This window comes from Mesorhizobium sp. M0217, assembly GCF_040321955.1.
Lineage (GTDB): Bacteria > Pseudomonadota > Alphaproteobacteria > Rhizobiales > Rhizobiaceae > Mesorhizobium.
This window is the reverse complement of the sequence record NZ_JAMYSN010000040.1, coordinates 1-25795: the sequence shown is the minus strand read 5'-3', so window position 1 is coordinate 25795 and position 25795 is coordinate 1. Positions and strand designations below refer to the sequence as shown.

Genomic DNA, 25795 nt, shown 5'->3' with positions numbered 1-25795 from the left:
AAAAGTTTTTCATTGCGATTTCGGCGAAACCGGCGACAATGCCGCCATGGAAACCAGCGAAAAACGCCAGCGCGGCCGGCCGCGCGCTTTCAACGGTCCGTCCGAGGCCGGTTCTGTACAGTCGCTGGACCGGGCCTTGCGCATCCTGGCCATCGTCGCTGAAGGCAGTGGCCTGTCGCTGAGCGAGATTTCGGCGCGTAGCGAGCTCGCGGCGTCCACCGCCTACCGCATGCTGACGACGCTGCAGAACCACGGCATGGTCGAGTTCGATACATCGGACCAGCTGTGGTCGATCGGCGTCGAGACCTACCGCATGGGTGCCGCCTTCCTGCGCCGCCGCAAGCTTGTCGACCGGGCCCGCGTGGTCATGCAGGAATTGATGGAGAAGACCGGTGAAACCGCCAATCTCGGCGTCGCCGAGGACGATTGCGTCGTTTTCGTCAGCCAGGTCGAGACCCATCAGGCGATCCGCGCCTTCTTCCGCCCGGGCACGCGCAGCTCCTTCCATGCCTCGGGCATCGGCAAGGCGGTGCTGGCGCAGCTCGAGCCGGAACGCGTCGCCGCCATCCTGCGCAAGTCGGGCCTGCAGCGCTTCACCGACAAGACGCTGTCCGACATTTCGGCGCTGGCCCATGACCTGGCTGTCATCAAGCACCGCGGCTGGTCGGTCGACGACGAGGAGCGGCATCCCGGCATGCGCTGCGTGGCCGCCGCCATTTTCAACGAGTTCGGCGAGCCGATCGGCGGTGTCTCGGTCTCCGGACCGACGGTGCGGGTGACGATGGAGCGGCTGGACGAGATCGGGCCGCTGGTGCGCGACGCCGCCGCTGAGGTGACGAGGATGATCGGCGGGTTCCGATTATAATGCGGAGAACGCTTCAGCTTTTGCTCGCCGCTTCACTGTGCGGATGCGTGGCGACGGCGCCCGAACCCGCCCCTGTCTCCCAGCAAGTCAGCGAGATTCCGATCTCGCTCGCTTTGGAGGAGACAATCACGATCGGCATTCGCCAGCATTTGCAGGATCCTGTATCCGCCAGATTCGGGCAGATGCGTGCCGGCGAGCGAACGCTGGACGGCCGCCGCGAAATCCTGGTCTGCGGCCATGTCGCTGCAAAGACGTCGTCCGGTGGTCATACAACAGACCAACCGTTCGCCGCCAAGATCTATCCGGATGAAGGAAGCAGCTTCGAACTCATCGCCATGGGCGATCAATCGCAGAATGCGAGTGTTGCCCGCATCTGCCGTGCAGCGGGATTGCCGATCTCCGAACCGTAGCCCGCACCGCGGCGCGCTCAAATCAGGAAGGAGGGGCTGCGTACAGCCCCTCCTTTCCGTGTGGGGGTGCCTCCTCCTAAAGGCGGCAATAGTGGCGGTAGCCGTCATAGCCGACATAGGTGTCGGAGTACGGATCGTAACTGGCGTAGCGGTTGGCGCAGCGGCGGACGTGCCAGGAGCCACCCTCGTCGTCGACATAGACGGTGCGAGGCTGGTTGAGCAGGCTGCCGAGCACGAACCCGCCGACGCCGGCGGCGATGCCGATGCCGATTTCGCGGTTGTGGTGATGGCTGTGGGCGGCCGACGGCTGGACGGTGCCGACCAGCGAGGTGGCGGCGACGGTGCTGGCGATGAGGGCAGAAGCGATTTTGCGCGTGAACATGACGATCTCCTTGTTTCGTTGCGAGAGGCGATCCATCCGCCTCTTGATCATCTGTCGTTTCGGCGCGGAAAAAGGTTCGAAAGAATTTGGGATTTTCTTGAAGGCCGGAAATCAGCCTATGGAAACCAAGATCTGATCGATCGAGCGCTCAACGCAAAAAAGGGCGGCCGAAGCCGCCCTTCCGCGAGGCAGGTCGTCTCGCTCAAAGGAAGATGATCACCTTGCCGTGGTGATGATGATGCTTGTGGTGATGGTGCTTGTGTTGATGGTTCCACCACCACCAGGGCTTGTCGTGGTGCTTGTGATGGTGATGATGGCTGTGAGCGGAGGACGACTGCACGGTACCGGCGAGCGCGCCGGTGGCGACGAAGATGGCGACCAGGCCCGAAGTAAGACTGCGCTTCAACATGATGATCTCCTGAATCCCTGGTCGAGGCGACCATTCGCCTCTGGAGATCAGTCGTCGCGGTGCGGCGAAAGGTTCGAAGGTTTCAGCGAGTAGCGAGTAGCGAGTAGCGAGTAGCGAAATGGCTTTCGGGAGTTAAGACTTCCCTATTCGCTACTCCCTATTCGCTACTCCCTATTCGCTATTCGCTCCCGTCACCCCATGCCCGTAACGTGCCGCAGCCAGAAGGCCAGCACGATGAAGCCGATGATGGTGGCGACGCCGGTCCAGTCGATCTTGGCGCTCTTCACATCCTTGATGAGCTTCACCACGAGAAACCAGGCGATGACGACAAGCGGCAGGATGATGACAAGTCTGATCATGCGACACCCCGTTCGATGCGTTTGCACCTGAGAGATATGTAGGGATCGCATTGGCGGTTTTCAGCATGGCGGCCCGCCCACCTCGGCGGGGTCCATTAGCGATCGAAAACGGAGTTTTGTCTTTACTGGCGCACGAAATATGCTAACCGGAGCGCCGTGCCCTTGTAGCTCAGCTGGTAGAGCAGCGGTTTTGTAAACCGAAGGTCGGCGGTTCGATTCCGTCCGGGGGCACCAGCAAAATCAACGCCTTAGAGAACATTCCCTTAGCGTCATCCCGCTGACAAATCCGCTCTGGGTAACAAATAGGGTAACAAAAAAGCCCGACACCGTGAGGCATCGGGCCAGTCTGGAAACTCTATTTTTGTTCACTTTGACCAAGAACCCACGTTAGATGGACGCCAGCACTTCCTGCGATTTCAGATCCTCGCCCCACATGATCGTCTCGCCGTAATCTTCCGGACAGTAGCCCTCAGCGTCGCCGCCTTCCTCGTCGTCGGCGTTGTCTAGCTCTAGATCGCATGTGTCGCCGGCCGGCAGGTTCGGAGCGGTTCCGGACAGGAATGACTGCCCGCCATTATGCGCCCATCCCAGAGACGGCTCATCGTCCCCGGTTTCCTCATCATCGCAAAAATCGGCTTCCATCAGATCCAGAGCCGTCACCAGCGACAAGGCGCGGTCGAGTAGATCGTTCAAGCGCCTCTCGACTGACTGCCTCCAAACGCGCGGGTCCGTTCCCTTGGGCATGCCGTAGGGGCGTAGCGTCCTAACCAGGGCGGTCATGACACGCGCTCCTGATCGAGGAAGGTGAGCGCCGTCATCATTTCATCGCGGTGCCACCGGCTCGCTTCGCTGGTATCAAGCAACGCTTGGAAAAGGCGGTTGCATTCTGGTTTATCGATAGGCTTTGCCCGGAGGCTTGTGCTGTAGGCATCGTGTGCCGCGCTCAGGGCGGCCTGCGCTGCCTGCCACGCCTTGATCTTCTCCATCAGATCGGACGGGATGGCTGCGGGCGGCGCCAGCGCTACGGCGCCCGCTATGGCCGGAAGTGATGCCAGTCCGACGAGCAAGCCCCGCCGGTCGATGGTTGTTGCCTGTGATGTCATGTTGAAAGTCCCCGCGGTTCGAACCGGCTGTTCAAGGCCGGCGGCGAAAGTGTCGCAATTTGCTGCACTTTAAGCCCTCTTCGGTGACGGACCGAAAGCCGGGGGTTGAACACCTGCCGCGAGACAGGCCGAACGATTTTAGGGGTCGCCCCCACTGGACATAGCGTTCGCCCCCGGCCATAAAAGCCGAGTTGGAACGCCCGCTAAGGCGTGTCCGATGGCACTTTAGGAAGCCCGCCAAGGCTCCTAAGCGCCTCAGCAGCACCTTCGACGCCAATCGAATGGTTGCCTGCTTATCGCGGTCAGGGTGTTCAAGCCCGCTGACACAGTTTGCTGATTTGCCCCCTTCGTCAAGCCGCTCCCTTCGGGGGAGGCCCGCTTGCGCGCGCGCCGCGTTTGCGCAATTGTTGGCCGGGGAAAATAAACAAGGGGGATTTACTATGCCGCACATAGAGCGCATCGAGAAACGCAAGCGCGGTTTCTTCGGCATGATTTTTTGGTGGATGTTCCTAGGCTTCAACGCTCTGATGGGACTGTGGATGTTTGCAGGGATAAAAGGTGCAAGCGAACAATACCAGGCAACCGCCGATGCCGCCTCACATGTGGGGACTGCGATCGGAGGTACTATTGCCGTTGGTGTCTTGCTCTGGATTTGGGTATTCGGCGACATCATCCTGGGATTGCTGGTGATGTTGTCGCGCGGCAAGAAAGTTACGATCGAGCGGACCGTCAACTGAATGCGCAAGCCGATCAGCGGTGACCAGATCAATTTGCTTGAAGTCGATGACGTCGACGGCCGGCTCTATTGGAAGGGGAAGGGCGTCGTTCTCGAACGGAGACTGACGCTCGATTGGTTTCAGACGTTTCTCGCGACCATTGCCGCTGTCGGTGCGCTCCTCGCTGGAATATACCCGTTCGGCGCGGCGTTGGGCTGGTGGCCCTAGTCCCGCTCTACATAGCCGCCATCGCCCTCCTGATGCTCGCCAGCGCGGTCTGGCGCTACCGGCAGCGGGACATGGTCGGTATGGCCGCGTGCCTCCTGATGGCTGCGCTTGGCGTCGTAGCCTACTGCTTCCTGTGAGGTAGAACCTGAATGCCCGCTTGCGCTTATTCGTATAACAGTTCAAGCACGCCCTTGCGGGGGCGAAGCTATGGGGGGATCGAATGTTGTTGTTTTCTGCGGGCTTTGTGCTGGGAATAGTCGCGTGCATCGGCGGCATCCAAGCGTTCGCTTGGTGGGTAGACCGATCAGCAGACCGTTCAGTGAGTTAAATCGGCCTTTTATTAGCACCCGCTCATCTTGACTGCACCGCCGGCTCGCCTTTGGCTTTGGCTTTGGAATGGCACTGGCCGGTTAGCGTAGATCCGCCCCGGCAATCCGCCGCGTGAATGCCCGCTCGACTCCAGCAACAGCCTCATCCTTCGTTTCGACTGTTCCGTGCGCGCCGCCGTCATGGCACGTCCAGAACCAAGTGCCTGCGGCTGGGCCGTGCATCCTCTTCATGATGCGTCCGACCTTTTCCTGCTGGAACGCTGCGGCGAAATCGCAGGGCGCCGTCTGCCCTCCTATGACGGTCCGCGACCATGCCAGCCAAACGCGAGCACCTCGGCCGAGCACGAACTTGAACGCCTCGTCCTGTTTCTCAAACGTCTGGAGGATCGCGCTTCCGTCGAGGACCTGAAAGCCGATTTGATAGGCGAAGCGGACGGTAAGGCGATCTGCTGGCATGGCTCCGATAGAACCTACGTTGTCGCGTTCTTGGCGGAGCCCCGCTACGGTGCCGGGCCACTTAAAAACGGCTACCAAACCACGTAGCTCAGTTCCGTACCGCCAAGGCTTTGAACCTAGCGCCAATCTACCCCCGGCGATGCGCGGCGTCGGTCAGTCCGCCAAGCCGGCATCCCGGTGTTGCATCGCGTCGAGGATAACCTCGAACACGCTGCCCACTTCCTCAGTGATCTCATCGACGCCGATGCCCGCACTGTCGGCGGCTTTCATCACTTCATCGGCCAGATCACTGATGGCGACAGGATCGTCGGTTATGGCGTCGGGCAGATGGTCTGCCACCCATTTGTCGAGGAAATTGATTCCGCGAGTGCTCATCGAGTTCATAAAGCTTCGACCCTGGTCTTAGGTTCCTTCATCGACAATGCCCTTCACTGATGCATGTCGCAGTTTTGCCTCGCCCCGCAGATGCTTGACCCTCGCCTTGATACCGGGCTTCAGCCACTCGACACCGGTCATCGCCTTCGGAACACCTTCCGGCGCCTCTCGCGCGGCCTGCACCCTTTTCCAAAGCCGTTCGCGGACATCGTTCGGCAACGTGATGAACGCCGACCCTGCATACTTGCCGCCTTGCCCCATCAAGGCCATGGCGGGCTTGCCCGGCTCACGTTTGACGCCGAGCAGGTCGAGCTCGCTGAATTCGTAGCATTTGATTTTCAGCCAGGCGTCGGACTCGCCGCTCCTGTAGGGCGCACGGCGGCGCTTCGACACCATGCCTTCGAGGCCCAGCTTCTCAACGCCTTGGAAGAATGCAGCGCCGCCGCCGTCAACATGCTCGCTGAATTGGATCATACCGTCTGCCGGCTTGACCAGATCCCAAAGCATCGCCCGCCGCTCAACGATCGGCAGCGCCCTAAGGTCTTCACCGTTGAGGTGCAGGAGGTCAAAGGCTACGGATGCCAGCCGTTCGGCATTCCAGGCCATTGCCGACCGCAGCGCACGGAAATCCGGGGCGCCGTTTGGTGTCGGTGCAATGACCTCGCCATCAATGATTGCCGACCGTGCACCAAGCGCCTCAGCGGCCGTCACGATCGGCCAATAGCGCGACGTCCAGTCAATCCCGGTCTTCGTATAGGCCCGCGCGCCGTCCCAGTCGATGATGACCTGCGTCCGGTACCCGTCGTACTTGATTTCATGGATCCAATCATCGCTTTCGGGCGGCGTCTCGACCAAGCGCGGCAATTGCGGCGGGACGAATTTCAGCCTCCCAGGGCTGGGACTTCTACGCATGCACACACACTCCAGCGACGGGATTCAATTAGCATTCGCTTAAATAGTTCCGGAACATTTGAGGCGAATTGCATGTTTCAATGGCTATGAAGATCGAAGCCGACGAATGCCGGGCAGGCAATCTCCCACTTCGGCGCCGGCCATTTTCATTGCACCCCGCGCGGGAGCCGCCTTGGCTGACGTCCATTAGCTCCCGCTCATCTTGACCCCGGGCGCAATGTATTGTCCGTATATGAACTCGACGAGTGAGGGCACTGCATCGCCATGTAGGCGGTCGGCCCCCGCGCGGCTGTCGAGCGATGTTTGAGGGAGCAGCGCATTGTTCGTCGATTACTACGAACTCTTGGAGATCAGCCCAAACGCCAACTCGGAGACACTTGAGCGAATATTCCGCTACTTTGCGATGCGCTATCATCCCGACAATCAGCAAACTGGAAACGAAGCCCGCTTCAGCGAAATAGTAGAAGCACACAACGTCTTGAAGGATCCCGTTAAGCGCGCCCAGTACGATATCTCCTATCGAGAGCATGCCGGTGAGCGGCTTAAATTGGTCGAGGAGGCAAGCGACCCCAAAGGGGTCGAGAAGGACGCTTTGGTCCAGGCCAAACTGCTTTCGCTGCTCTATGTGAAGCGCCGCCAGGATGTCGGCAATCCGGGCATTGGCGACGTCGAAATCGAACGGTTGTTAGGCTGTCCACCAGAGCATCTGGAGTTTCATCTCTGGTACATGAAGGCAAAGGGGTGGATCGCAAGAATTGAGAACGGGACAATCGCGATCACGGTTGAAGGCGTCGATCGCGCCGATTCCGAACTGCGTCGCGATACCAGCATTCGGCTCCTGAATAGAGACTAGAGAAGGTATCTGCCCAAGATTCCGCAATGCTCCAGGGGAGCCTCGCGCGTCATGTGGCTCCGGTTCCCGATTGCCGCGCTGCCCGGGCTCTAGACCTAACACCTTAGCGGTAGAGCTGTGCCTCGTTGCGGCATGCTTTGTCGACAAGGCTGTTGTTGGCAAACCCACCATCGACGTCGACGATCTCCAGGCTGATTGGTTTTTCACCAGCCGAAGGGTCGTCGGGGTCTTTGACCATCACCGGCCAGAAGGCGCAGTTCATCAAATGGAACGGAACAGGACCGGCTCAGCCCCGGGAGAAGCCTCCGGGCTAATGCCCAGCCTCGCGCACCTCTCGCCGCCGGATCACCTCCACAAGCATTTAGGAGACAAGCTCGCCGTTGATTCCGATAAAGTTCAAAGGCGCGTGTTAGGTTCCGCTACTTGACCCCTGAGATGGCCGCACCAGACTCCAGTGCATGTCTAGTGGTCTCAAGATCGGCGATGAGGTGGCGATCGACGCCACCATTATTCGACGCGTCACTGACGACAGGATCAGCGTGTCAATACCGACTTACGGATTTCCGCATTCCGTTCGGGATACCACCACGAAGGTGGTCAAAGGTCGGACCATCGAACTGATAGGCAGCGTCACACGGGTCGAGAAGGACGCCGTAACGGTCAGCCTGGGTGGCCCGGTGGTGACGGTCGCGCTTGATGTTGTGCGGCTGGTGAAGCTCTAGCTTTCCCGACCTTACCGCCCTAACGGCTGCTTCGAAAGCGAGAGAAGTTCGGCCTCATCTTTTATCCCGGCCATGTAGTTGGCAATGATCCGAGAAGCCAACCGGCCCTGCCCATCAGGTGATTGGTCGTCGACCAGTTTAAGCTGCTCGAAAACGCGCCCTAGCAAGGCCAATTCGGCAGGCTTAAAAATCCCGGCATCCACGGCTTTTCGTCTGATGGGCATGACTGGTGTTCTTCCCTCACAGTCTCAAGCCGCGAACCTGAAATCGGTTCCGGAACATTTTAGCTAAAGTGAATGTTTCAATGGTTATGAAGATCGAAGCCGCTGAATGCCGGGCAGCGTTGACGCTCATCCGGCGCACAATCGAGGACCACTGCCCGCCCGGCGTGCTGCCCAGCGAGGAAGCTGTGAATGGTCTCTATGGGCCGGGGCTCATGGATGAGGCGGAAGCGCTGGCTGCTGCCATCGTCGCAACAATCGACCAGATGCAACTGCGCGTGATGGTGAAACCACCGTCCCCAAGTATCAAATAGAGACCGACACAGGGAAGTTCGCTTCGGCGCGACGGTGGGCTCGCACCGACCGGGCAGGTGATGCGAGCCCGGCCGAGTCTTGCGGGACCTCGACCAGCAGCGATCACCCACTCGCTGCCGTTCTATCAACAAGCCCCCAAATTTCAGGTTCCGCTAATGTACAAAAAAGCCCACCAACCGCTGAGGTAGTGGGCAGTTTTGGGAGACACTGATATGGGAACAGTGCGACTGCCCGAAGTGTTTCGAGGCGACGATGTTCCAGGGGATTCACAGATTCGCGCTTTTGATGTTCAGCGAAGGGCGGCAAGTTGCTCGCTTCGGGGGAGCTTCCAATCCTAGACGAGAAGACTGATCGCCAGCGAAAGCGACGGCATCTGCCTCATTTTCGAATGCTCGGGAATACGTTTCACCGTTCCTGCCTATGATGCGAACAACCCACTCGCCCAACGAATGGCCGATCTCTAGGAAGAGGGAAGACGAAGACGGCGGCCGGTACGTGACGCTCGGGAGGCTTGTCCCGCCAAAGTCGGCTTCATCATCGGAGGAATGAACTTCACGCATGCACTGACTCCCGCGACCGCGAGTCAATTAGCGCGTGCTTAATTAGTTCCGGCGCGTTTTAACGAATCGTTGACCGCGCTGTCCCAGAATAGGACGGCGCGGTCAAACCCCAACCTTGGCTGCGCAGGCGGCTCTGGCATCGAGTTCCACCCCGAACTGTCGGAGCCGCCACCCACATTCCACAATTTACCAGCAATGGTTGAATCAACCGTTACTGCACGTGCTTTCCATTGCGCTTCCCTGATCGTTAGACTTTGGCGGAACAAACAGGGGATTCACAGATTCGGCGCTTCGATCTAGACTCGACCGATGGAAACGATCTTTGACGATCTCTCCCAAGCCCTGAGAGAGCCCCGCCAGGACGCGTGGCGCCCTGTCCGCGCCTTCGCCCTAGACTTTGCCGCCAAGCTGTTCCTAGGCCTCGCAATCGGCCTAGGTGTTGGCTTTGGAATGGCGATCGCCGGTTAAGGCGCTCCACCTCATCTCGACATCGTTTATTAGCGCGTTCTTGTATTCCTCCCGAAGCAGGCTCATCATGCAATCGCCTTATCGGGAACTTCTAGGCAGGAAGGGGTACGTCATGGAATCCGTTTGCTACGCCCAAAGCTCGATCTGCGTTTTGTCGGTCCTCGCAAGCATCGCCACCACGTTTATCGTCATGGCACCGTTCGCAGCTACGCGTCTGTTGGTGTTGAGGCTGCGCGAGAAATCAGTCGGCCAGCAGCTTCAGCCCGCCTAAGCTCGTTAGCGGAAGGCAAGGCGATGAAAGCAGTCGCCGCCGGCCTGATCATCGTGATCGTTCTTTCCGTTGGCGCTCTGGTAGCGACGTCGAGCGGCGTCCTGCTTTATCAGGAGAAGTCCGCAGACGGGTATCTGTGCGGCTATTTCACCGGAACCGGGACGTTGACCACGCCCAGCTATGCCGTGACAGGCTGTCCTTGGATAGTCAGCGTTGACCGCTAGCTATAGGTGAGCGCGACGAACGCCTTCACGGTGTTCGAGTTCGTTGCAGCAAGCGCCCTGGCAGCATCCGCCGAGAGATTGGTGACAGAGCCGAAGGCGGCCTGCATGGTTGCCAACCCGCCGTAGGAATTGTCGTCATTAACGTTTGCGCCAGTCAGGGTGAAGGCGCCGAGCGATCCGTCTGTGCCAGCCGCCACCATCAGAACGCAGCCGGCCGCAGCAACGTTGATCGTGGCGGCGGCATCGCCGGTCTTCCACGCCTTGGTGTCGCCAGGGGTGTTCGTGCCTTGCCCGGTGATCGTGAACAAGGCGACCTTGCTCGACACGACGCCGCCGCTATAGGTGGCAGTCGGCGTGCACGTCGTCCCGGTCGTGATGAGTTTGCCGGACATGCCAACGGTCACGCTGCTAGATCCGGCGCCGACTCCTGTTGTCGTCGGGGTCGTTCCGGCCGCTCCATCAAACACCAGGCTCGACAGGGTGCGCGGCGTCGAAGCCCCTCGGACGGCTGCAGAAAGGGCGATGACCACCCGGTCGGCCGTGGCTGTTCCGATACTGAAGGACGTCCCGGAATCCTGCACGCCGCAAAAGGTGACGATTGGGCCTGTGGCGGGCGGGGTAAATACGAAAGAATTGACTATCATCATTGGAAATGGAAACGTCACTTGGACGCCCTCCTCTGGTTGCGATGGCTAGTTGGCATCAGGATTCGGAGCACTTTTGCTCGTCCTGTTTGTTCAGATGAAATTCTTGCGGGGCTTCGACCTGCAGCCATGCGCGGACGCCGTCCCATGTGGTCAGGTCGAACCTGCGCTGCGCGATCGTGACTGCCTCTATGCGTGGGAAATGGCCGATGAGAGGGACGGGCATTAGGCGGCCCGATCGACCTTGCTGACGCAAATTGCGGATGCGCTCCATGGACCGTAGGCAGAGGCGTTTTCGGTTCCGGCACCGTTGCCGATCTTGAAATAAGAAGACCAGCCCGTAGTGCTGCTGACCTCGCGCGTTGCCGAACTGCCGGTGAAATATATGGCGATCACAACAGCTTCGAGATCAACGCCGCCCAGTGGAAATGACGCGGCGTCTGAAACCAGTTGCGACCCCTGTGCGATCGTCACGCCGGGGTTTCCGCTGAACATCAACTGGACCGGCGAGACAAAGTCGTAGGCATCGCCGCTGGAGGCCTGCTTTCCGATCCATGCTTCGCCTATTGTCAGGTCGCCCATGGAGCTAGCATCGAACGTGACACGGCATTGCGAGCCGCTATTTGGGGTGAGCGCGATCCCGCCGATCACCTGGCGTATCGTATAGCCACCCCATCCTGGGCTATCGGCATCCAGTTCTGCTTGGGCAACTGTAATCCATGGATCTGGCGGCGGCACAGCGAAGGCGGGTGCCGGCCCCGAAACTTCCATCAATGTGAACGGTCCCGCCGAAGCAAAGGGCGTTCCGGTATCGGGACCGATGGGCAGTGAGATCGGGTTATAATCGGCCTGGTAGCGAACGCGGACCAGCCAGTCACAGGTTACGGTGATCGCCTGCCCGGCGGTTGGGGCGCTGACAAAGCCAATGTAGCCGCTCTCTTGCTGATAGTCGGTTCCCTCGTCTTGGGCGACGCCATCCACCTTGACGACGAGGTTTTGAACGACCGCGAGCGGGCGCCGATATGGCCGGTCGGCGTCCGGATAGGTCTTGTAAATCCTGAACACCTTGGTGGTGCCGTTTCCGGTCCCGATATTTTCGTCGGTCAATGTGTTGTCGAGCGGATCGCGAAGCGGGAACGCATTTGCTGCTCCCCGGCGGCCGAGAACATGGCCGATGAACGCGCGGATCTCGGATAGCGGACGATTGTTCAGCTTCACATCGTAGCGCCAGAGCGCGACTGTCCAATCCTGGTTACGATCTTCATAGCCGCCCATCAAAGGAATGACGGTGGTCTGAAAGACCGGCCCCATTGTCATGTCGAGGGCGAACTTGTTGTTGATGGCGACGGTATCTGTCATTGCTTTGCCCTCATCAGCGCTGCTGCCGGGTCGGGCTCGAACTGCGAAATGCCCGCCTTCAGCATCCGCTGAAGAAGGCGCCACGACTTTGGATCTTCTTCACGACCATGGACCGGCGGGGATTCCCACGGTTTCAGACGCAAAGCGTTCACCTGGCAACAGAAGCTCGCGAAGATCGCCGCCTCAAGCCAACCCCCATCATTGTTGTCGATCTTCCACCGGATCTGTTCGGCGCGGCCCGCGCGCTGGTCCCGGCACGCAATCTCGACACAGCGCTCCAGAGCTTCCCGATCGGTAGCATCGAGGTGCGAACCATCAGCTTTCTCACCTGGCTTCAGAAAGCCTCTGGGGGGAAGGTTCGGCGTGCGCTGAAAGCCCGGTCTTTCAATCATCAAAGAACTCGTCTTTCTGATCGAGGTCGTAGTAGCTGGGCAGCATCCCGTTGCGGCGAGCGCGGCCGGCGGTTTTCGGGTCAACCCTGCTTTGAGAGGTTAGGCGAAGGCTCCGCGCGCAGGCGAGCATCGCCCGGCTTTCAACAGCCCGCATCTTGAGAAGCTTTTCGTAGCGATCTATCCCGCCATCGACCTTCAGCCACTTCGGATTGAAGCGGGCTATCATTGTCGAGAGATCGCGCGTTGAGACAGCGTGCCGACAGTAGCCGGCAAGCAATTCTGCCGACTCTCTGGCAATGAAATCCAAAGGAAGGCACCGGAGAACGTCCAGCCAGACGTCGGTCTCGGCCTGGCTCATGCCCTCTGCCGGCAGCATGATCTTGCCGTCGACCTTGGATGAGATCGACATTTCTGCGGTGGATTTCCTACCTCTTGCACCCATTAGAATGGTTCAACCTTCAACAAAAATTCAGGACGTTATTGCGTGTGATGCTTCGGGAGCGGTCGCAGGAATTGATTTGAAAAGCGCCTTTTCGGCCCCCCGGGGGTGCGTGCGGTCATCATCAGTGCACCCTGTCTGACGGCGCGTTAGGGGCGAGGATGTGTCGTGTTAGCGCACTGGAGAGCAGCGCCTGCTCCCTCTCAGTCGGCCTGCGCTGAAACGAGCGATAGAATGCTGCGACGGCGTTGCGGACGATTGCCTCAATCTGTTCGCGGGTGAACGGCACTGTCACGTTCCTAAGTGTCATGGCGGGTCCACCTAATGTTGCGGCAGGCCAACCATTCACGGCCGGAGAACGTGGTGGGTTCGATCGGCTCTGGCAGGTCTATGGAGGCGAGGTAGGTAATCCTGTCATTCGGGGTGTGTCCGTAGAAGATGACGTGTTGATCATCCTCACACAGCACCTCATCGATCCTGTCTATCTCGCTGGGTGTGTTGTCGTTTGCGAACGTCCTCATGACCTGGCGTCCTTGCCTTTCTTGACGCAGAGCCGCCAGCCTTCGCCCTGTCCCGGCACCAAGCCCTGAGATCCGACTTGGGCATGCCACATTGATCCGTCGTAGGTGGTCAGATCGCCGCGCCTGTATGCGTCGGTTGACTTCCAGACGCCGCGATATTCAAGCTGAGGGCGGCTCTCGATCTCGGCAAGCCGCGCTTCCAGAGCTTTGCAGCGATGCGAGAGCCACAGGAAGTTTGCCTTCTCCGCTCCCATCATGCCGCACAGGAAGTCTATCCCGACCTTCAAATCCGGATGGAAGCCTTGTCGCCTGAAGCCCTCCGCAAAATTCGCAGACCAGTAATCGACGGAACGACCGTATCCCTTGAAAAACAACTCATCCTTGTCGGCATCACTGCCTCTTGTGACGTCGGGATATTCCGGCACGCCGGCTTTTAGCACCTTCTCGTCGATGTCCCACGCTCGATGCTTGACGGGTGCCGCTGCAACAGCCGCTGGCTTGTTCTCCGGTTCCCTGATGTTGCCGAGTTCGACGCTGAAGCGATCGTCGTGCAGCTTTTTGACGTGGCTGCGGAGCGCGACGATCTGCTGATCGAGTCGCTGCTGCAAGCCGTGGTCCATCTCGGCCAAATTCTTCTTGGCATCGGCATCCAGCGCGGCCCCTTTCTCGGAGATCTGCCTTTCGAGGCGTTCAATCTCGACGTCGATCTTTCTCAGGTCGGCTTGGCGCTGGTCGACAATTACGGGGACGGGTCGCTTGCTCATTTCGAACGCTTCCACTCCGCGAGTTCGCGCATATGGCGGTAACGCTCCATGCCACGGCGGCGCTTACGCTCGGCTTCGGTCTCGTTGAGACTGACCTCGACTTCCTTCTTCGGCGGTAGAGTGCCTTTGAGCGCCACTTGCCGGACCCGTTTGTTTGTCATCATTTGGCTTCCTCGATTTCATGAACGATGCCGCGCTGCTGGCACCAAGCCAATGTGGACGGCAATTCCGTTGCGGCTTCGGCTGCAAGAATCGCAGGATCGGCACCCGATCGTTGAGCGATCACGGTCAGGATGTCGGTATCAATCTTGCGCATGAAATCAGCCTGACGCTGCAGCTCTTCGGCGGTATAGCGCCGGCCATCGTCGACCAGGACCATCGACGACGGGTGGAGCAAGATTTCGCAGCCTGGAGCGGCTAGCCTGATATCGGCGGCCATGGCGACGAGAACCGCACCGCTGGCGCACTGCTTGAGTATCGCAACCTTTTTGTCGGCAGGGTGTCGTTCGATCACAACGAACAAGTCGACGGAGGGGAAGCAGTCTCCGCCTCGGCTGTCGATACGTATGTCGATCGATTTGGCGAATGGTGCTGCGTCGAGCTTGGCTTTGACGCGTTCGAAGGTCTCACGGGAGATGTCGCCATTAATGTCGATGTCGATGTGGTCAGGTCCGGCAGAACCATTCGCGCGGGCTCTGGAAGCTTCTTCCCGCATCTCAGCCAATTCGACCGATGAGGTTCCGAACCAATCGGGCTGGTCGCCAGGATCTGCAAGCATCTTGATAAACATATGGGATCAGTTCCGATCGGCGTGCTGTAGGGCCGCGCGGACGAGGCGAAGGCGTTCGATCGCAGGGGCACAGACACCCGGAAGCCGGCTGATCTTGGCAAGGTCCAGGCTGCCGGCACGAGCCCGGAATGCCGCTCCGTAGCCGAGCAGCGTTTCCAGATTCTCGATAGACTCCTCGATGGCCTCGCGAAGCAGTTTGATCGGCTCGGCCAGTGCCGGCGCGATGCTCGCCTCGTAGGCGCGGACCGCTTCATCCCGTAGGGCTTTCGCTGCGGCTTCCGCTTTGAACAATGGTTCCAGGGCGAGGCCGAGCTCTTCGACTTCGGCGTGTCTGATCGTAGGGGGTTGGCCGAGCGGTTGATGTTGGAGACGGCGGCCGGCTTCGATGTGTCGTTGCTGGCCTTCTTCGCGTGCTGCGGTGGCGTTGCGAAGTGCAGCCTCGACTTCGGCGATTGCGGCCGGCTTGGCTGGGACGGTCAACAGTTTTTCGAAGTCTGGAGCAGCCGAAGATTTCAGACGGGCAAGCATTTAGCCTCCAAAGAGCGAGAGATTCCAAATCAACGCGCTGATTCTACGCCAGGTCTGCTAAGCGTAACCGCCGATCTTGTTACGCATATTTCTTCAGGAACCGGCGGCACATGCTGTTGAAAGCCTCGCGCAGCTTTTCCGGGTTGTGCTCATCCTGCGGGTTTAGATCGCCAGTCTCGATCAAGGCGTCGCGCATCGGCCGATCGATGATGGCTTGAGCAGTGATTTCCTCGACGCGACCGACCTCAATGCGATGCGCATTCACCCGGCAATAGGCTGAGCAGTATTTCGCGTCGGCTCGCCTGCCCTCAAGGCTGGTGCCACAGTTCTGGCAGGGTCTTTCTCTGGAAATTTCTGAGTCGAAAACTTTCTGAGCGCTACCCTGCATGCGCGTCAGCGTCCCAATCGGTCGGGCGCTCGTTCGGAACACGCCTATAGCCCTCCAGGCGCCAGCCGTAAGGACTGCCCAAGAGATCAGCGAGATGACGCTGCCCCGCCTTTTCAAGGGCAAGGACCAGCGTGTCCTTGTCGTTGCTGAAACGCTCGATAAGCAGCATGGCTAGGTCGTAGTCGGCTCGCTGCTGAACTTTGCGATCAGCTTCCCGTTTCTGCCTGTCCAGTTCGCGCTCCCGCTCCCAGCGTAGCTTCTTGGCCTTTTCCCGAGCTTTGGCCTCAGGCGATTTTCGAGCGGCTTCTCGTGCGGTCTTCTCAGCGTCCTTAGCATCGGCGAGCACGTTGTTGACCGCGCTGACGGGCATGGGCATTGAAAGCCTGTTGGCCTCTTCGATGCGATGCATGAGATCGTCGCGCACCGGCTCGGGTGCCTTTGCCATTTCGAGCAGCGTCGCGGTCGGCAAAAACGAAACGGCTTCGCTTTTGCTCCCGAGCGTGGCTGCGGCAAGCATGTAGTTCTGCGCGGTGCGCAACGACATCGTGAACTCGGATTCCACCCAGGCGGTGAAATGGCCGTGGCCAAGGCTGGTCTTCACCTCAGTCAACTTTCGGCCGATCTCAAGAATGTCGGTTGACCATCGGCGTTGCGTGTTGCCGATGAAATCCGCAGCGGCGCGCGCGATCGCCGCCTGAGCGGCTGGAAGGGCGGAGTAGTCAAATCGCCGTTCGAGTGTCACCTGGTTGTCAGTCATGCCCGCCTCCGCATAGGCACAATGTGCGCCGGATTGTTCGGCTGCTGCATATGCCTTTCGCGCCACATGCGTTTCGCCAAGCCGGGGATTGCGCTGATGATCTTTGCTGTCGGCCGCGTTGCCGCCCATGCGAAGAGGTCGAGTTGAGCCGGATCGTGCTTGCGCTTTTTCATGCCGCCTCTGTCCTCCGTTGACCTTGAACAATGGCCGGGGTCAGCCGCCCGGTTGCGAGCAGCGTCCTCATTCGTTGCAATGTGAGTGGACCGAGCCCGACATCGGCGAACAGACTCGACATCACCGCGGCCAATTCGTCTTCGCTGGATGGCGAGGGGAACGGGATGTGCAGATCGTCGGATTTTGCAGCCGCATACCCGTTTTCAGAAATAGCCTTGCTATAGGGTTCTTCCCCTTCAAAGCTAATAACTACTTCAGGTATTCCCTTAAGGTGTTTACCCGACATATTTGTCTGTTCGGGAGGGGGCACAAATGTCGGCTCGATAACAGCTCGACCCGACATATTTGTCTGTTCGAGCGATGCCCTTTCACCTTGTTCTCGTTCGGCCTTCCTCTGATCGCGCAGGTGGTCCTGGTAGTCGTCGATTCCCTTCGTGACCTTGGCATTGGACAGGAAGACATAGCGATTTGACTTGTTTCGGTTGTAGCGCCTGATGTCGATCCATTCGCAATGCTTGAGAGCTTTGACAGCGCGCTCTGCTGTCTTCGCATCCTTGAAGCCCAAGGCGTCGGCAATCGTTTGATATGAGGGGTTGCACTGGAGCGTCGCGGCGTTGACGCATTGCAACAGATAGATGGCCGTGTTCTTGGCTGAAGGGGTCATCTCCTTACGATGGTCCCGCAGGATCCAATCGATCATGTCCAGCTTGGCACTCGTAAATGCGCTGATCTCGGCGGCGTTCGGCTTATCGGGGTTCCGCGGCGTCGGCAGCGCTCCTAGAGAACCTTCGATGGTCATCCTGGGCGCAATTTCCGTTGGAATGGCCGGGCACTCGGCGGAGGAAATCGCTTCGAATGCCCGCTTCAATTCCTCGATTGGAGATTTCTTCCTGATCTCCATTCAGCCGGCCCTCGACATCGCCAGATTGTGCTGGCGAAGTGCCTCACAGGACTCTTTTGGGCTAAGGCCGAGTTGGCGCAGCGCTGGTATAGCGGCACCCCTGATATGGCGCGGAGTTTCCGACAGGAAGCGAAGGCCGCGCTCGACATTGGCGCTATCGCAGGCGGCGTGGTCGTCGTGGTTAGAGCCGGCCATCATCATGCCACCGCCTTGACGGACTGTGCAGACTCCCAGGCTTCGATGTCGGCAAGGCGCCAATAGCGATAGCGCCCGATATAGAACGGCTTCGGAAAGCCAAGGGTCTCGTCCTTCACCCAGCGCCATAGCGACATCGATGAGACGCCGTAGCGCCGCCAGACTTGGCCGGCGGGGAGGAACTCGGACTTCGTATTATTATTTTGTGTCTTGCCTGCATCGGCAGGCTGGGGCATAAAATCCATGCGTGAGGAATCCTTGCGCAAAAGGGGAGAACACACCTATCGGGTGTGATTTCTGTTCAAGAGTCAGCCGGGCGAGCTTTCCTAGGGCCGAGCCCGGCTGACTCAATTTCCGAACCAAAACGGCTCGTTAGCTAACAAGTTACTATATGTCAGATTCACCGTGCAAGACGCGGTGTTCCTTTCTTGTTCTTTATCTGCAGCAATACCCGGTTTCCACAGGCGAACTTGCCCCAAACGGCACCAAACGGCGCCAAGTGCACGAAACGACACCAACTTCCGGGAAAAGTTACGAAGATTTTCTGTGGACAAACTAGGCGAGCGCCTGCGGGAATGGCACCACATTTTGCGCCGCCTTGCCTTCTACAAGCTCGCTGACGAACCGCCCCCACACGTCGAGCGCGGCCCGCTTCTCGTCGGCGTAGTCATCAACCTGGTAGATAGCGGCTATGCCCCGAAACGAACCGGACTTGTGGTTGAGCACCTTCTCCGTCACTTCCATCCGCACGCCTAGGCGCTGCATGCCAGCGGCAACGGTGCGGCGGATGTCATGCAGTGTCCAATCAGCAATCTTTGTCTCGCCGGCACTCTTGGCCATGAGCTTGTCGACGCGCAGTTTCATCCTGGAGAAGCCGCTGATTGGGCTTTCGCCGCCGGTGGTGAAAACATAACCCGCCTTGCTCTTGATGCGTGGCACGGCGCGCAAGATCGCGAGAGCCTGCTTTGACAGGGGCACCACATGGGGCTCGCCATTCTTCGACCGCGCTGCCGGGATGGTCCATTCGGCAGCCTCCATGTCGATCTCGCCCCATGTCATCTCCGCGACCTCGGAGCGGCGCTGTCCGGTCATGACCAACAGTTGCAGGAACAGCCCGAACGGCCCCCTGCCCGCTGCGCCGTCATAGGCTTTGCAGGCCTGCCACAACCAGCGCAGTTCATTGTCACTGGAGCCGGGGACTTCCTTGCGCCGCGTCAAGATTCGGTTGCGGCTGTTGTTCTCCTCGGACGGCGCCTGTAGATCCGTCATTGGCGATGCTGTCAGGATGTCCTTGCCAACGGTCCAGTTAAAGAACTTGCGCAGCTCCGCAAATGTGCGGTTGGCGCCGATCGGCGCCGTGGCGGCAAGCTTCTCCAGATGCTCTCTGATGTCGCGGCGGGTGATGTCCTGAATGCGCTTGTCGCCCCACAGGCCAACAGCGCGCTCAGGATTGGTGATCCACTCGCCATCCTGTAGGCGCATCCCTAGGAGCCGCGCCTTCTCGGTCTCACCCCGGCGCTTCGATGCATACTCTTTGAGGTAGCGTTCGACCACGGTCTGGAACTTGTCCCGGTCCTCGTCCTTCACCTCTCGCTTCGCGGCCTGCTTTTCAGCACCGGGATCTTCGCCCCGGCGAACGCGATCCAGTATGTGCGCTGCTTCCCGGCGGATGCGGGTCAACTCTTCGCCGGCAGCGTCGGCGTCGTCACCGAAGAGAGAATTGCCGAGCGTGACCTTTTTCGGGATGCCGGAGGCCCGGTAGCGAACTGCCCAGGATTTCCGGCCGGTGGGCTGGATCACGAAATAAAGACCCGTCAAAATCCCGTCTGCAATTTCTCGTCGCCTGGAGGGGTCAGCCCTCAGCTTGAGAAGAGACGCCGCCGTAAGTGCCTTTGCCATGTCCGATCCCCCTGGGTAACATTGGGGTAACACAATGCGCGTGTTATGCTCCGTTACCCGATGTTGATAACATATGATAACAAATGCCGCAAAGCAAGGCAGCGCAAGGCTTTGAACAGGATTGGATGTTCGGTTTTGTTAGGCGCCGTTACCCTGAGTTTCAGGTTTTGTAAACCGAAGGTCGGCGGTTCGATTCCGTCCGGGGGCACCACCCTTCGCTCTTCGAGCTTCGGGTGGCAGGCCACTCGAAGCTCGTTAGACGAAGGAAGACTGCCGACGGTTCTATTCGGCGGAGCTGGCAGCACGACATCAGGCCAACTCGCAGCCGTCGGACCTTCTAGGAAAATGTCGCGGCCTGTATGGCCGCCGTATCGCCGAACGTGTTTCTCACCCTGACCGACCTGTATACATAAGCGGCCCAGATCCCTGTGACTATGAAGGATGCCAAAGGTGTAACCAGAGCCCCTCCGGCAAGCAAACGGTTTACCGGGACACCAAGCACAGTCGATATCCAAACTGTGTCCAGTACGAATAAGAGAGGGATCGCGAACCACAGACATATGAACAGCTGCGGAAAGCGGTGGCTTCGCCGCAGCATCGAAACAAGCACGACCAGCTGAAGCACCAGAAATGCCAGATTGAGGGCTGCCTCGCCATAGATGGCCAAGGCCCCGTTGGGCACTGTAACAAGCTGTTGGTAGGTTTTGACCAGACTGGCCATATCGACAAGTGTGCGCAACGGCGAAAGGGACAGGCTGATCGCCAGCAGGATCAGCCAGCCGCCGAACCCCACGAGGTCATCTGGGCTCTGTGAGGATTTGCGCGACGACCGGACGGCGAAGAAAACCGGCACGCCAATCAGCAACAGAAGTATCGCCCAATGCCACATTTACCCACCCTCGAATGCATCCCTGGGTTGTTTAGCTCGCACCTCTGGATTGTGCAAGCGTTTTTACAGAGATCAAGGCATCGTAGAGATTTTCGGGTTTAGGTTTGCAGAGGACGCTTTCGTCGCTCGCAATGGCCGCATCTCACCCCAAGTCAAAATGCCGCGGAAAGGCCTGGTGCAGCAGGAGCAGCATGGTCTTGCGCAGCACGTCGGTGTCGCGGCTGGACGGGTTGAGATGGTCCCAATACCAGGCGCCATGCACCAGATAGTTCAGGCTCTCCGACAGCGTGTCTATGTCGACGCCGGTGTAACCGCCGCTGCGTGAAATCTCGATCAGCAGCTCGCGCGCTTCGGCCGTGTAGGCGAGATCGCTCGGCAGGCCGATTTCATTGTAGATCTGCATGCTCTTGCGGTCGCTGGAAAACACGACCAAGACCGAGACCCATTTCGGATGCTGCCGGGCAAAGCGTTGCGCGCAATCGACGGCGCCCAAGACCCGCTCGACCGGCGACAGGCCGGGCGCCCGCACCAGCGTCAGCCACAGCGCGTCATATTGGTCGCTGAGATATTGCAGGACGGCCCGGAACAGGTTCTCCTTGCTGCGAAAATGAAAGACCACCAGTGCGTTGGACGAGCCGACATGCCCGGCAATGCGCTGCATGGTGACGCTGGCCAGCCCCTCCTCCGCGATGAGCTCGATGGTGGCGTCGATGATGCGCTGGACGCTCGCTTCGCCGCGCTCGCGCCGGCGGTCCTTGGGCGCGGCGTCGTTCGCCGCACCCTTGGCCGCCTTGCTTTTTCCCGCATCCGGAGTGGCTATGCGTTGCGCCATTGTCGTCAGGCCTTTCCCCGGCGGCCGAAACATCCCGCCCCTGCCTTGGCATGCCGGCGCCCTGCGGACTCACAGCGCCGGGCGTGTCCCGGCATTCGTGTACCACTGACCACGAGCCATCTCATAGGCCATACCCGCCCGGAACACGTCGGCGTCGCTATAGGTGCGGCCGACAATCTGGATGCCGGTGGGCACGCCATTGGCGGCGCGGCCCGAGGGCACGGACAGAACCGGGCAGCGGCTCAGCATGTTGAACGGCGTCGTCATCACCCAACCCAGCGACGGGTTCACCTCTCGTCCATTGATCTCGACCTTGCCTTTGGTCTGATCGAATTCCGCCGGCACTGCGGGAAGCGCATTGGTCGGGCAGATCAGCACATCGTATTTTTCCAGCAACGGCCCCAGCGTCTGGTACATCCTGGCCGCCACGTCCAAAGTTGCGACAAAGTCCGTGGCCTTCGACTCCTGGCCGTCCTGCGCAAACTGCCTGGCATAGCTGGTCATGTCCTTGCAGTGCTTGGCGAGCAGCGGCGACAGCGAGGCGCCGAAGAGATGTTCGAGATAGGCCATGCCGGCCTTGAGCACCTCGTCGCCCCAGCCGAGGTCCACCTCCTCGACGGTGGCGCCGAGCGAGCGGAACACATCGCAGGCGGCGAGCGTGTTCTTGCGCACGTCCGCATCCACCTCGAAGGACCCGAGATCCATGGAGAACGCGATCTTCCAACCCTTGATCGGCTTGTAGTCGAGCGGCAGGCGCAGTTTCGGGCGCAGCGTGGCGATGTCGAGCGGGCTCGGCCCGGCCATGACGTTCTGCAGCAGGATCGCATCCCCGACGTTTCGGGCCAGCGGCCCGGTATGGCAATAGAAGTCGAGGTTGAAGGGCGGCTCGTCCGGGTTGCGGCCGTAGGGCGGCTTGAAGCCGACGAGGCCACAGGCGGAGGCAGGGATGCGGATTGAGCCGGCAATGTCCGAGCCGGTGGCGATCGACGATGTGCCCGACGCCAGCGTTGCCGCCGAACCGCCCGACGACCCACCCGGCGTGAAATCCGGGTTCCAGGGGTTGCGCGTGACGCCCCAGCGCTTCGACCAGGTATAACCGGCGCAGCTGAATTCGGGCGTCGCCGTGCGGGCGTGGACGATGCCGCCGGCCTTCATGACACGCTCGTTCATGGTCGAGGTATGGCCGCCAATGGCGTCCCCGGACAGCAGCGAGCCATGCGAGGTCGGCTTGCCCTTGATGTAGCTCTCATCCTTGATGCCGATCGGCAGGCCCTCGAGCGCGCCGGTCCTGGCGCCTCTGGCGTATTTCGCCTCGGCTTTTCTGGCGAGATCCATCGCCTCGTCGAAATGCGTGAAGGTGAGGCAGTTGATCGTCGCCTTGGTTGCCTCGGCGCGGCGGATGGTGGCCTGCATCAGTTCCAGAGGCGACAGTTTCTTCGCCTTGAACAGCCGCAACGCCTCGCTGGCCGGCATGTAGCAAAGGTCGAGATCGGACATAAAAAATCTCCCGCGGCGGCTTTACGGCATCTGGCATTGGGGATGGCCGAGCCGCGATGCGCGGCCCGATGTTGGTCAGCTTCGGCCGGCGGCGCTGCTATTTCTGCAGATCGGTCCAGATCCTGGTGTAGAGCGCCTGGACGTCGGCGGGACAGGCCGACATGAATTGGCCCTTGTCGGCAAATTCGGCCGGAACATCCACTTCGGGCGCGCCCTTCATATCGGCCGGCAGGAAGGGCTCGGAGCCCTTGATGCCGTTGGCGTAGTGCGCGAAGGCCGAGATCATCGCTGCATTCCTGGGGTCCATGATGAAATTCTGGAAGAGCTTGGCGTTCTCGACGTTCTTGGCATCCTTGAGCACCGCGACATTGTCCATCCAGATTGGAAAGCCCTCCTTGGGATAGCCGTAGACGATCTTGTCGTTCTCCAGCCGCTCGCGCAGCGATATGCCGTTCCAGTTGACGCCGGCGGCAATGTCGCCCCTGCCGAGACCGTCGACGGCCGCATAGTCGAGCGACAGCCATTTCGCTTTCGCCTCGATGAGCTTGTCATGCACCTTTTTCAAAAGCACCTTGTCGTCGGTGCAGTACTTACCGCCCTCATAGGCAATGGCGAGGAACATGATGTCTCCCATTTCGGGCACGACATTGATCTTGCCCACGAGTTCCGGCGGCGGATCGAGGAAAATCGCCGAGGTGTTCGGATCGCCCGCATAGACCGATTTGTTGACCGAGATGCCGGTCGTGCCCCATTGCCACGGCACCGAATATTTGCGGCCGGGGTCGAACGGCACGTCGACCCATCTCGGATCGACGTTTCTAAAGTTCTCCATCGTGTTGGGATCGGTTTCCAAGAGCAGGCCTTCGCTGATCCAGATCGGCATCACGCTGGCCGATGGAACGACGATGTCATAGCCGGAAGCGCCCTGGCGGACCTTGGCCAGAGCCGTATCGTTGGAATCGTAGTCGGTGACGGTAACCTTGACCTTGTAGGTTTCCTCGAACTTCTTGATCAGGTCCGGGCTGGTGTAGTTGCCCCAATTGTAGATTTGGAGTTCGCCCTCGGCGCGGGCAATGCCGGTCATCGCCAGCAGCGACAGGCCGAGCGCCGTGGCGGTCGATTTCAACTGCATGCTTGTGTCTCCCATTGTTGGGACCGGCGGGATTGCGCCTCGAGCCCCTAAGTTCCCTTCGTCCTGGTGATCATTCACCGGCGAATGCCGGCTGACCAACTCGGTATCTCGGGCAACGGTATTAATTACTAAACATACAGTCAATATCTTTTAGCGACACAACTGCATCATCGGCACCGGCAGTGCGCCGGCGAAGCCGACATGATATGGTCAAGGTTGGGCCATTGATGAATTGGGGCAAGCCGTGGCGTGAGCGCCGCAGCCTGCAGGGCTTGGATCACGGTCATGCGCCTTTTTCTGGCGGTCGTGCTGCTGATGACCATGGCGCTCTTCTCCGCTGCGCGCGGCGAGGAGCGGATAGCGCTGGTTGTCGCCAATCCGGCCTCTGAGGGCTCACCGGCAATCGCCAACGCCGACCTCAGTGCCGAACTCGTTGCAGCGACACTACGATCGCTTGGCTTCACCGTCCGGCAGGTGTCGGATGGCGACCGCGCCGATGTCGCGCGCGCCATGCATGATTTCGCCCAATCCCTGGCCAATCCGGACTCAATCGGCATCTTCTACTATGTCGGCCACACCGCGCAGGCCAACGGCAGGAACTATTTACTGACGCGCGGCACCCGGATCGATTCAAAGGAAACGGTCGACCAGACGGCATTGCCCCTCGATCTGTTCATGCAGGCGCTCGAGGCAACCCCGACATTGAAGGTGGTTCTGCTCGACAATCCCGGCGATGGCCACAACCCTACTTCCGGCGTGATGCAGGGTCTGGCGGCGGTCGATCCCCTCACCCACGCCATCGTCGCCCTGTCGGCCAAACCCGGAACCGTTGCACTGGACGAAGCCCGCCCCGTCACCGTATTTGCCGATGCGCTCACCGCTGCGCTGGTCAAGCGCGGCGCGGACATAGCCATCATCCTCGCCTCGGTCAGGCAAACCACTATCGACAAAACGTCAGGCGCCCAGTGGCCATGGATGGCATATGGCCGCTCGGCAGACGCTGCCTTTGTGCTGACGCCGGACCAGGTGGCCGGCGCGGCACCGGCGCTGCCGCTTGTGCCGGAACCGGCACCGCCGGCGATGGCGAGCGGCGGCTACATCTCCGGGAGTGGCGGTTGGGAGCCTGATGGCAGCGACTACGCCGATGGCAGCGGTCAGGAGCCCTACCCCATGGACGTTGCACCGGGCTCCGGCAGTCCCGATGCCGCGATGGGCGACAGCGCCAAGGAGGCGGCGCTCTACGAGGAATACAAACGCCAGGAACAGCAGCGCCAATTGCAGGAAGAGCAGGCTCGGCAACGATACGAAGAGGAAAAGCAACGTCTTGAAGACGCAGCTGTGGCCGCTGCCCAGAACAATCTCGGCGGGACCTATCCGCAGGATGGCGGAGCCACCGGCGCCGAACCGCCCCCCGATAAGGCCATAGGCGCTAAGATAGGTATTGCCCTGCGGAATCGGGTGTGATTCTACACTGCGATGACACACGAATCGCTTGTTGATGACGGCTGGGCCGAGA

At 59.9% G+C, this 25795-nt stretch carries 38 protein-coding genes and 1 tRNA gene; 11 read left to right on the top strand and 28 right to left on the bottom strand.

All coding sequences use genetic code 11. The features are described from left to right. Positions 1 to 46: 46 nt before the first annotated feature. Both bhcR and NKJ18_RS31120 read left to right on the top strand, forming a co-directional pair. Complete coding sequence (gene bhcR / locus NKJ18_RS31125; protein ID WP_023681470.1) at positions 47 to 865, top strand: HTH-type transcriptional regulator BhcR; 819 nt, start codon at positions 47 to 49, stop codon at positions 863 to 865. Positions 866 to 912: 47 nt separating this feature from the next. Beyond that, entirely contained in the window at positions 913 to 1275 is a 363-nt protein-coding gene (locus NKJ18_RS31120) for a hypothetical protein (RefSeq protein WP_245263552.1), read from the top strand. 76 nt (positions 1276 to 1351) lie between these two features. Here the strand turns inward: NKJ18_RS31120 and NKJ18_RS31115 are convergent, their stop codons facing one another. The 3 genes from NKJ18_RS31115 to NKJ18_RS31105 form a co-directional block, all read right to left on the bottom strand. Next, the gene (locus NKJ18_RS31115) at positions 1352 to 1657 is read right to left on the bottom strand and encodes a BA14K family protein (RefSeq protein ID WP_023738913.1); all 306 of its coding nucleotides are present in this window, start codon (positions 1655 to 1657) and stop codon (positions 1352 to 1354) included. A 202-nt stretch (positions 1658 to 1859) separates the two neighbouring features. After that, entirely contained in the window at positions 1860 to 2066 is a 207-nt protein-coding gene (locus tag NKJ18_RS31110; protein WP_352761363.1) for a hypothetical protein, read from the bottom strand. Between the two features lie 191 nt (positions 2067 to 2257). Then, positions 2258 to 2425, bottom strand: a complete 168-nt coding sequence (locus tag NKJ18_RS31105; protein ID WP_023710564.1) for a hypothetical protein — start codon at positions 2423 to 2425, stop codon at positions 2258 to 2260. Positions 2426 to 2583: 158 nt separating this feature from the next. On the opposite strand from NKJ18_RS31105, the gene NKJ18_RS31100 reads away from it, so the two are divergent. Then, positions 2584 to 2659, top strand: a tRNA-Thr gene (locus tag NKJ18_RS31100). Positions 2660 to 2812: 153 nt separating this feature from the next. Here the strand turns inward: NKJ18_RS31100 and NKJ18_RS31095 are convergent. After that, on the bottom strand, positions 2813 to 3205 hold the full coding sequence (locus NKJ18_RS31095; RefSeq protein WP_352761361.1) for a hypothetical protein: 393 nt from the start codon (positions 3203 to 3205) through the stop codon (positions 2813 to 2815). Next, on the bottom strand, positions 3202 to 3528 hold the full coding sequence (locus NKJ18_RS31090; protein WP_352761359.1) for a hypothetical protein: 327 nt from the start codon (positions 3526 to 3528) through the stop codon (positions 3202 to 3204). Before NKJ18_RS31090 ends, NKJ18_RS31095 begins: the two co-directional genes overlap by 4 nt. 440 nt (positions 3529 to 3968) lie before the next feature. Here NKJ18_RS31090 and NKJ18_RS31085 point away from each other — a divergent pair, with 440 nt between their 5' ends. Genes NKJ18_RS31085 through NKJ18_RS31075 form a run of 3 tightly spaced genes read left to right on the top strand, consistent with a single transcriptional unit; the run spans position 3969 to position 4609 of the window. Continuing rightward, complete coding sequence (locus NKJ18_RS31085) at positions 3969 to 4265, top strand: hypothetical protein (RefSeq protein WP_352761358.1); 297 nt, start codon at positions 3969 to 3971, stop codon at positions 4263 to 4265. Then, positions 4266 to 4472, top strand: a complete 207-nt coding sequence (locus tag NKJ18_RS31080) for a hypothetical protein (RefSeq protein WP_352761357.1) — start codon at positions 4266 to 4268, stop codon at positions 4470 to 4472. It begins immediately after the preceding gene. After that, a complete protein-coding gene (locus NKJ18_RS31075; RefSeq protein ID WP_352761354.1) occupies positions 4463 to 4609 on the top strand; it encodes a hypothetical protein in 147 nt (48 codons plus the stop codon). Before NKJ18_RS31080 ends, NKJ18_RS31075 begins: the two co-directional genes overlap by 10 nt. Before the next feature lie 273 nt (positions 4610 to 4882). On the opposite strand, the gene NKJ18_RS31070 is transcribed toward NKJ18_RS31075, so the two are convergent. From NKJ18_RS31070 to NKJ18_RS31060, 3 genes are all read right to left on the bottom strand, one after another. After that, positions 4883 to 5257, bottom strand: a complete 375-nt coding sequence (locus NKJ18_RS31070; protein ID WP_352761352.1) for a hypothetical protein — start codon at positions 5255 to 5257, stop codon at positions 4883 to 4885. Between the two features lie 153 nt (positions 5258 to 5410). Beyond that, positions 5411 to 5641: a DUF768 domain-containing protein gene (locus tag NKJ18_RS31065; RefSeq protein WP_352761350.1), complete on the bottom strand. Its 231-nt coding sequence runs from the start codon at positions 5639 to 5641 to the stop codon at positions 5411 to 5413. An 18-nt stretch (positions 5642 to 5659) separates the two neighbouring features. After that, entirely contained in the window at positions 5660 to 6487 is an 828-nt protein-coding gene (locus NKJ18_RS31060) for an ATP-dependent DNA ligase (protein WP_352761349.1), read from the bottom strand. A 376-nt stretch (positions 6488 to 6863) separates the two neighbouring features. On the opposite strand from NKJ18_RS31060, the gene NKJ18_RS31055 reads away from it, so the two are divergent. Continuing rightward, positions 6864 to 7397, top strand: coding sequence for a J domain-containing protein (locus tag NKJ18_RS31055; RefSeq protein WP_352761347.1), 534 nt, complete (start codon positions 6864 to 6866; stop codon positions 7395 to 7397). A gap of 103 nt (positions 7398 to 7500) precedes the next feature. On the opposite strand, the gene NKJ18_RS31050 is transcribed toward NKJ18_RS31055, so the two are convergent. Next, complete coding sequence (locus NKJ18_RS31050) at positions 7501 to 7659, bottom strand: hypothetical protein (RefSeq protein ID WP_352761345.1); 159 nt, start codon at positions 7657 to 7659, stop codon at positions 7501 to 7503. Positions 7660 to 7855: 196 nt separating this feature from the next. Here NKJ18_RS31050 and NKJ18_RS31045 point away from each other — a divergent pair, with 196 nt between their 5' ends. Next, positions 7856 to 8119 carry a hypothetical protein gene (locus tag NKJ18_RS31045; protein ID WP_352668683.1) on the top strand — a complete coding sequence of 88 codons (264 nt, stop codon included), beginning with the start codon at positions 7856 to 7858 and terminating at the stop codon, positions 8117 to 8119. Positions 8120 to 8130: 11 nt separating this feature from the next. On the opposite strand, the gene NKJ18_RS31040 is transcribed toward NKJ18_RS31045, so the two are convergent. Next, entirely contained in the window at positions 8131 to 8343 is a 213-nt protein-coding gene (locus NKJ18_RS31040) for a hypothetical protein (protein ID WP_023746180.1), read from the bottom strand. 80 nt (positions 8344 to 8423) lie between these two features. Between NKJ18_RS31040 and NKJ18_RS31035 the strand changes: the two genes are divergently transcribed. Together NKJ18_RS31035 and NKJ18_RS31030 are read left to right on the top strand one after the other, a co-directional pair. Further along, positions 8424 to 8654, top strand: a complete 231-nt coding sequence (locus tag NKJ18_RS31035) for a hypothetical protein (RefSeq protein WP_352668686.1) — start codon at positions 8424 to 8426, stop codon at positions 8652 to 8654. A gap of 1323 nt (positions 8655 to 9977) precedes the next feature. Next, positions 9978 to 10178 carry a hypothetical protein gene (locus tag NKJ18_RS31030; protein WP_352761343.1) on the top strand — a complete coding sequence of 67 codons (201 nt, stop codon included), beginning with the start codon at positions 9978 to 9980 and terminating at the stop codon, positions 10176 to 10178. Here the strand turns inward: NKJ18_RS31030 and NKJ18_RS31025 are convergent. From NKJ18_RS31025 to NKJ18_RS30940, 18 genes are all read right to left on the bottom strand, one after another. Beyond that, a complete protein-coding gene (locus NKJ18_RS31025) occupies positions 10175 to 10843 on the bottom strand; it encodes a hypothetical protein (RefSeq protein WP_352761341.1) in 669 nt (222 codons plus the stop codon). The genes NKJ18_RS31030 and NKJ18_RS31025 overlap by 4 nt on opposite strands. Positions 10844 to 11047: 204 nt before the next feature. Further along, positions 11048 to 12181 carry a DUF2460 domain-containing protein gene (locus tag NKJ18_RS31020; RefSeq protein ID WP_352761340.1) on the bottom strand — a complete coding sequence of 378 codons (1134 nt, stop codon included), beginning with the start codon at positions 12179 to 12181 and terminating at the stop codon, positions 11048 to 11050. Then, the gene (locus NKJ18_RS31015) at positions 12178 to 12573 is read right to left on the bottom strand and encodes a hypothetical protein (RefSeq protein WP_352761338.1); all 396 of its coding nucleotides are present in this window, start codon (positions 12571 to 12573) and stop codon (positions 12178 to 12180) included. The genes NKJ18_RS31020 and NKJ18_RS31015 overlap by 4 nt, the downstream gene beginning before the upstream one ends. Beyond that, positions 12566 to 12982, bottom strand: coding sequence for a hypothetical protein (locus tag NKJ18_RS31010; RefSeq protein WP_352761336.1), 417 nt, complete (start codon positions 12980 to 12982; stop codon positions 12566 to 12568). The genes NKJ18_RS31015 and NKJ18_RS31010 overlap by 8 nt, the downstream gene beginning before the upstream one ends. A 547-nt stretch (positions 12983 to 13529) precedes the next feature. Then, positions 13530 to 14297, bottom strand: coding sequence for a hypothetical protein (locus tag NKJ18_RS31005; RefSeq protein ID WP_352761335.1), 768 nt, complete (start codon positions 14295 to 14297; stop codon positions 13530 to 13532). Further along, positions 14294 to 14461 (bottom strand): hypothetical protein, encoded by a 168-nt coding sequence (locus NKJ18_RS31000; protein WP_352761333.1) that lies wholly within the window; start codon positions 14459 to 14461, stop codon positions 14294 to 14296. Before NKJ18_RS31000 ends, NKJ18_RS31005 begins: the two co-directional genes overlap by 4 nt. Beyond that, positions 14458 to 15087, bottom strand: coding sequence for an ATP-dependent Clp protease proteolytic subunit (locus NKJ18_RS30995; protein ID WP_352761331.1), 630 nt, complete (start codon positions 15085 to 15087; stop codon positions 14458 to 14460). Before NKJ18_RS30995 ends, NKJ18_RS31000 begins: the two co-directional genes overlap by 4 nt. Before the next feature lie 6 nt (positions 15088 to 15093). After that, a complete protein-coding gene (locus NKJ18_RS30990) occupies positions 15094 to 15615 on the bottom strand; it encodes a hypothetical protein (protein WP_352761329.1) in 522 nt (173 codons plus the stop codon). A gap of 79 nt (positions 15616 to 15694) precedes the next feature. Continuing rightward, positions 15695 to 16003, bottom strand: coding sequence for a hypothetical protein (locus NKJ18_RS30985; RefSeq protein ID WP_352761326.1), 309 nt, complete (start codon positions 16001 to 16003; stop codon positions 15695 to 15697). Next, the gene (locus NKJ18_RS30980; RefSeq protein WP_352761325.1) at positions 15993 to 16889 is read right to left on the bottom strand and encodes a DUF3102 domain-containing protein; all 897 of its coding nucleotides are present in this window, start codon (positions 16887 to 16889) and stop codon (positions 15993 to 15995) included. Before NKJ18_RS30980 ends, NKJ18_RS30985 begins: the two co-directional genes overlap by 11 nt. Before the next feature lie 40 nt (positions 16890 to 16929). Then, positions 16930 to 17835 (bottom strand): helix-turn-helix domain-containing protein, encoded by a 906-nt coding sequence (locus NKJ18_RS30975; protein WP_352761324.1) that lies wholly within the window; start codon positions 17833 to 17835, stop codon positions 16930 to 16932. Further along, the gene (locus NKJ18_RS30970) at positions 17836 to 18036 is read right to left on the bottom strand and encodes a hypothetical protein (protein ID WP_352761322.1); all 201 of its coding nucleotides are present in this window, start codon (positions 18034 to 18036) and stop codon (positions 17836 to 17838) included. Then, positions 18033 to 18275 carry a helix-turn-helix transcriptional regulator gene (locus tag NKJ18_RS30965; RefSeq protein WP_352761321.1) on the bottom strand — a complete coding sequence of 81 codons (243 nt, stop codon included), beginning with the start codon at positions 18273 to 18275 and terminating at the stop codon, positions 18033 to 18035. The genes NKJ18_RS30970 and NKJ18_RS30965 overlap by 4 nt, the downstream gene beginning before the upstream one ends. 310 nt (positions 18276 to 18585) lie before the next feature. Beyond that, entirely contained in the window at positions 18586 to 19929 is a 1344-nt protein-coding gene (locus tag NKJ18_RS30960) for a tyrosine-type recombinase/integrase (RefSeq protein ID WP_352761319.1), read from the bottom strand. Between the two features lie 337 nt (positions 19930 to 20266). Next, positions 20267 to 20818 carry a DUF2569 family protein gene (locus NKJ18_RS30955; RefSeq protein ID WP_023688401.1) on the bottom strand — a complete coding sequence of 184 codons (552 nt, stop codon included), beginning with the start codon at positions 20816 to 20818 and terminating at the stop codon, positions 20267 to 20269. A gap of 142 nt (positions 20819 to 20960) precedes the next feature. Then, positions 20961 to 21650, bottom strand: coding sequence for a TetR/AcrR family transcriptional regulator (locus tag NKJ18_RS30950; RefSeq protein WP_352761317.1), 690 nt, complete (start codon positions 21648 to 21650; stop codon positions 20961 to 20963). A gap of 69 nt (positions 21651 to 21719) precedes the next feature. After that, complete coding sequence (locus tag NKJ18_RS30945) at positions 21720 to 23147, bottom strand: amidase (RefSeq protein ID WP_352761315.1); 1428 nt, start codon at positions 23145 to 23147, stop codon at positions 21720 to 21722. A 97-nt stretch (positions 23148 to 23244) separates the two neighbouring features. Further along, positions 23245 to 24279 carry an extracellular solute-binding protein gene (locus tag NKJ18_RS30940; RefSeq protein WP_023688398.1) on the bottom strand — a complete coding sequence of 345 codons (1035 nt, stop codon included), beginning with the start codon at positions 24277 to 24279 and terminating at the stop codon, positions 23245 to 23247. A 285-nt stretch (positions 24280 to 24564) separates the two neighbouring features. Between NKJ18_RS30940 and NKJ18_RS30935 the strand changes: the two genes are divergently transcribed. Beyond that, the gene (locus NKJ18_RS30935; protein WP_352761313.1) at positions 24565 to 25743 is read left to right on the top strand and encodes a caspase family protein; all 1179 of its coding nucleotides are present in this window, start codon (positions 24565 to 24567) and stop codon (positions 25741 to 25743) included. Positions 25744 to 25795 lie beyond the last annotated feature (52 nt).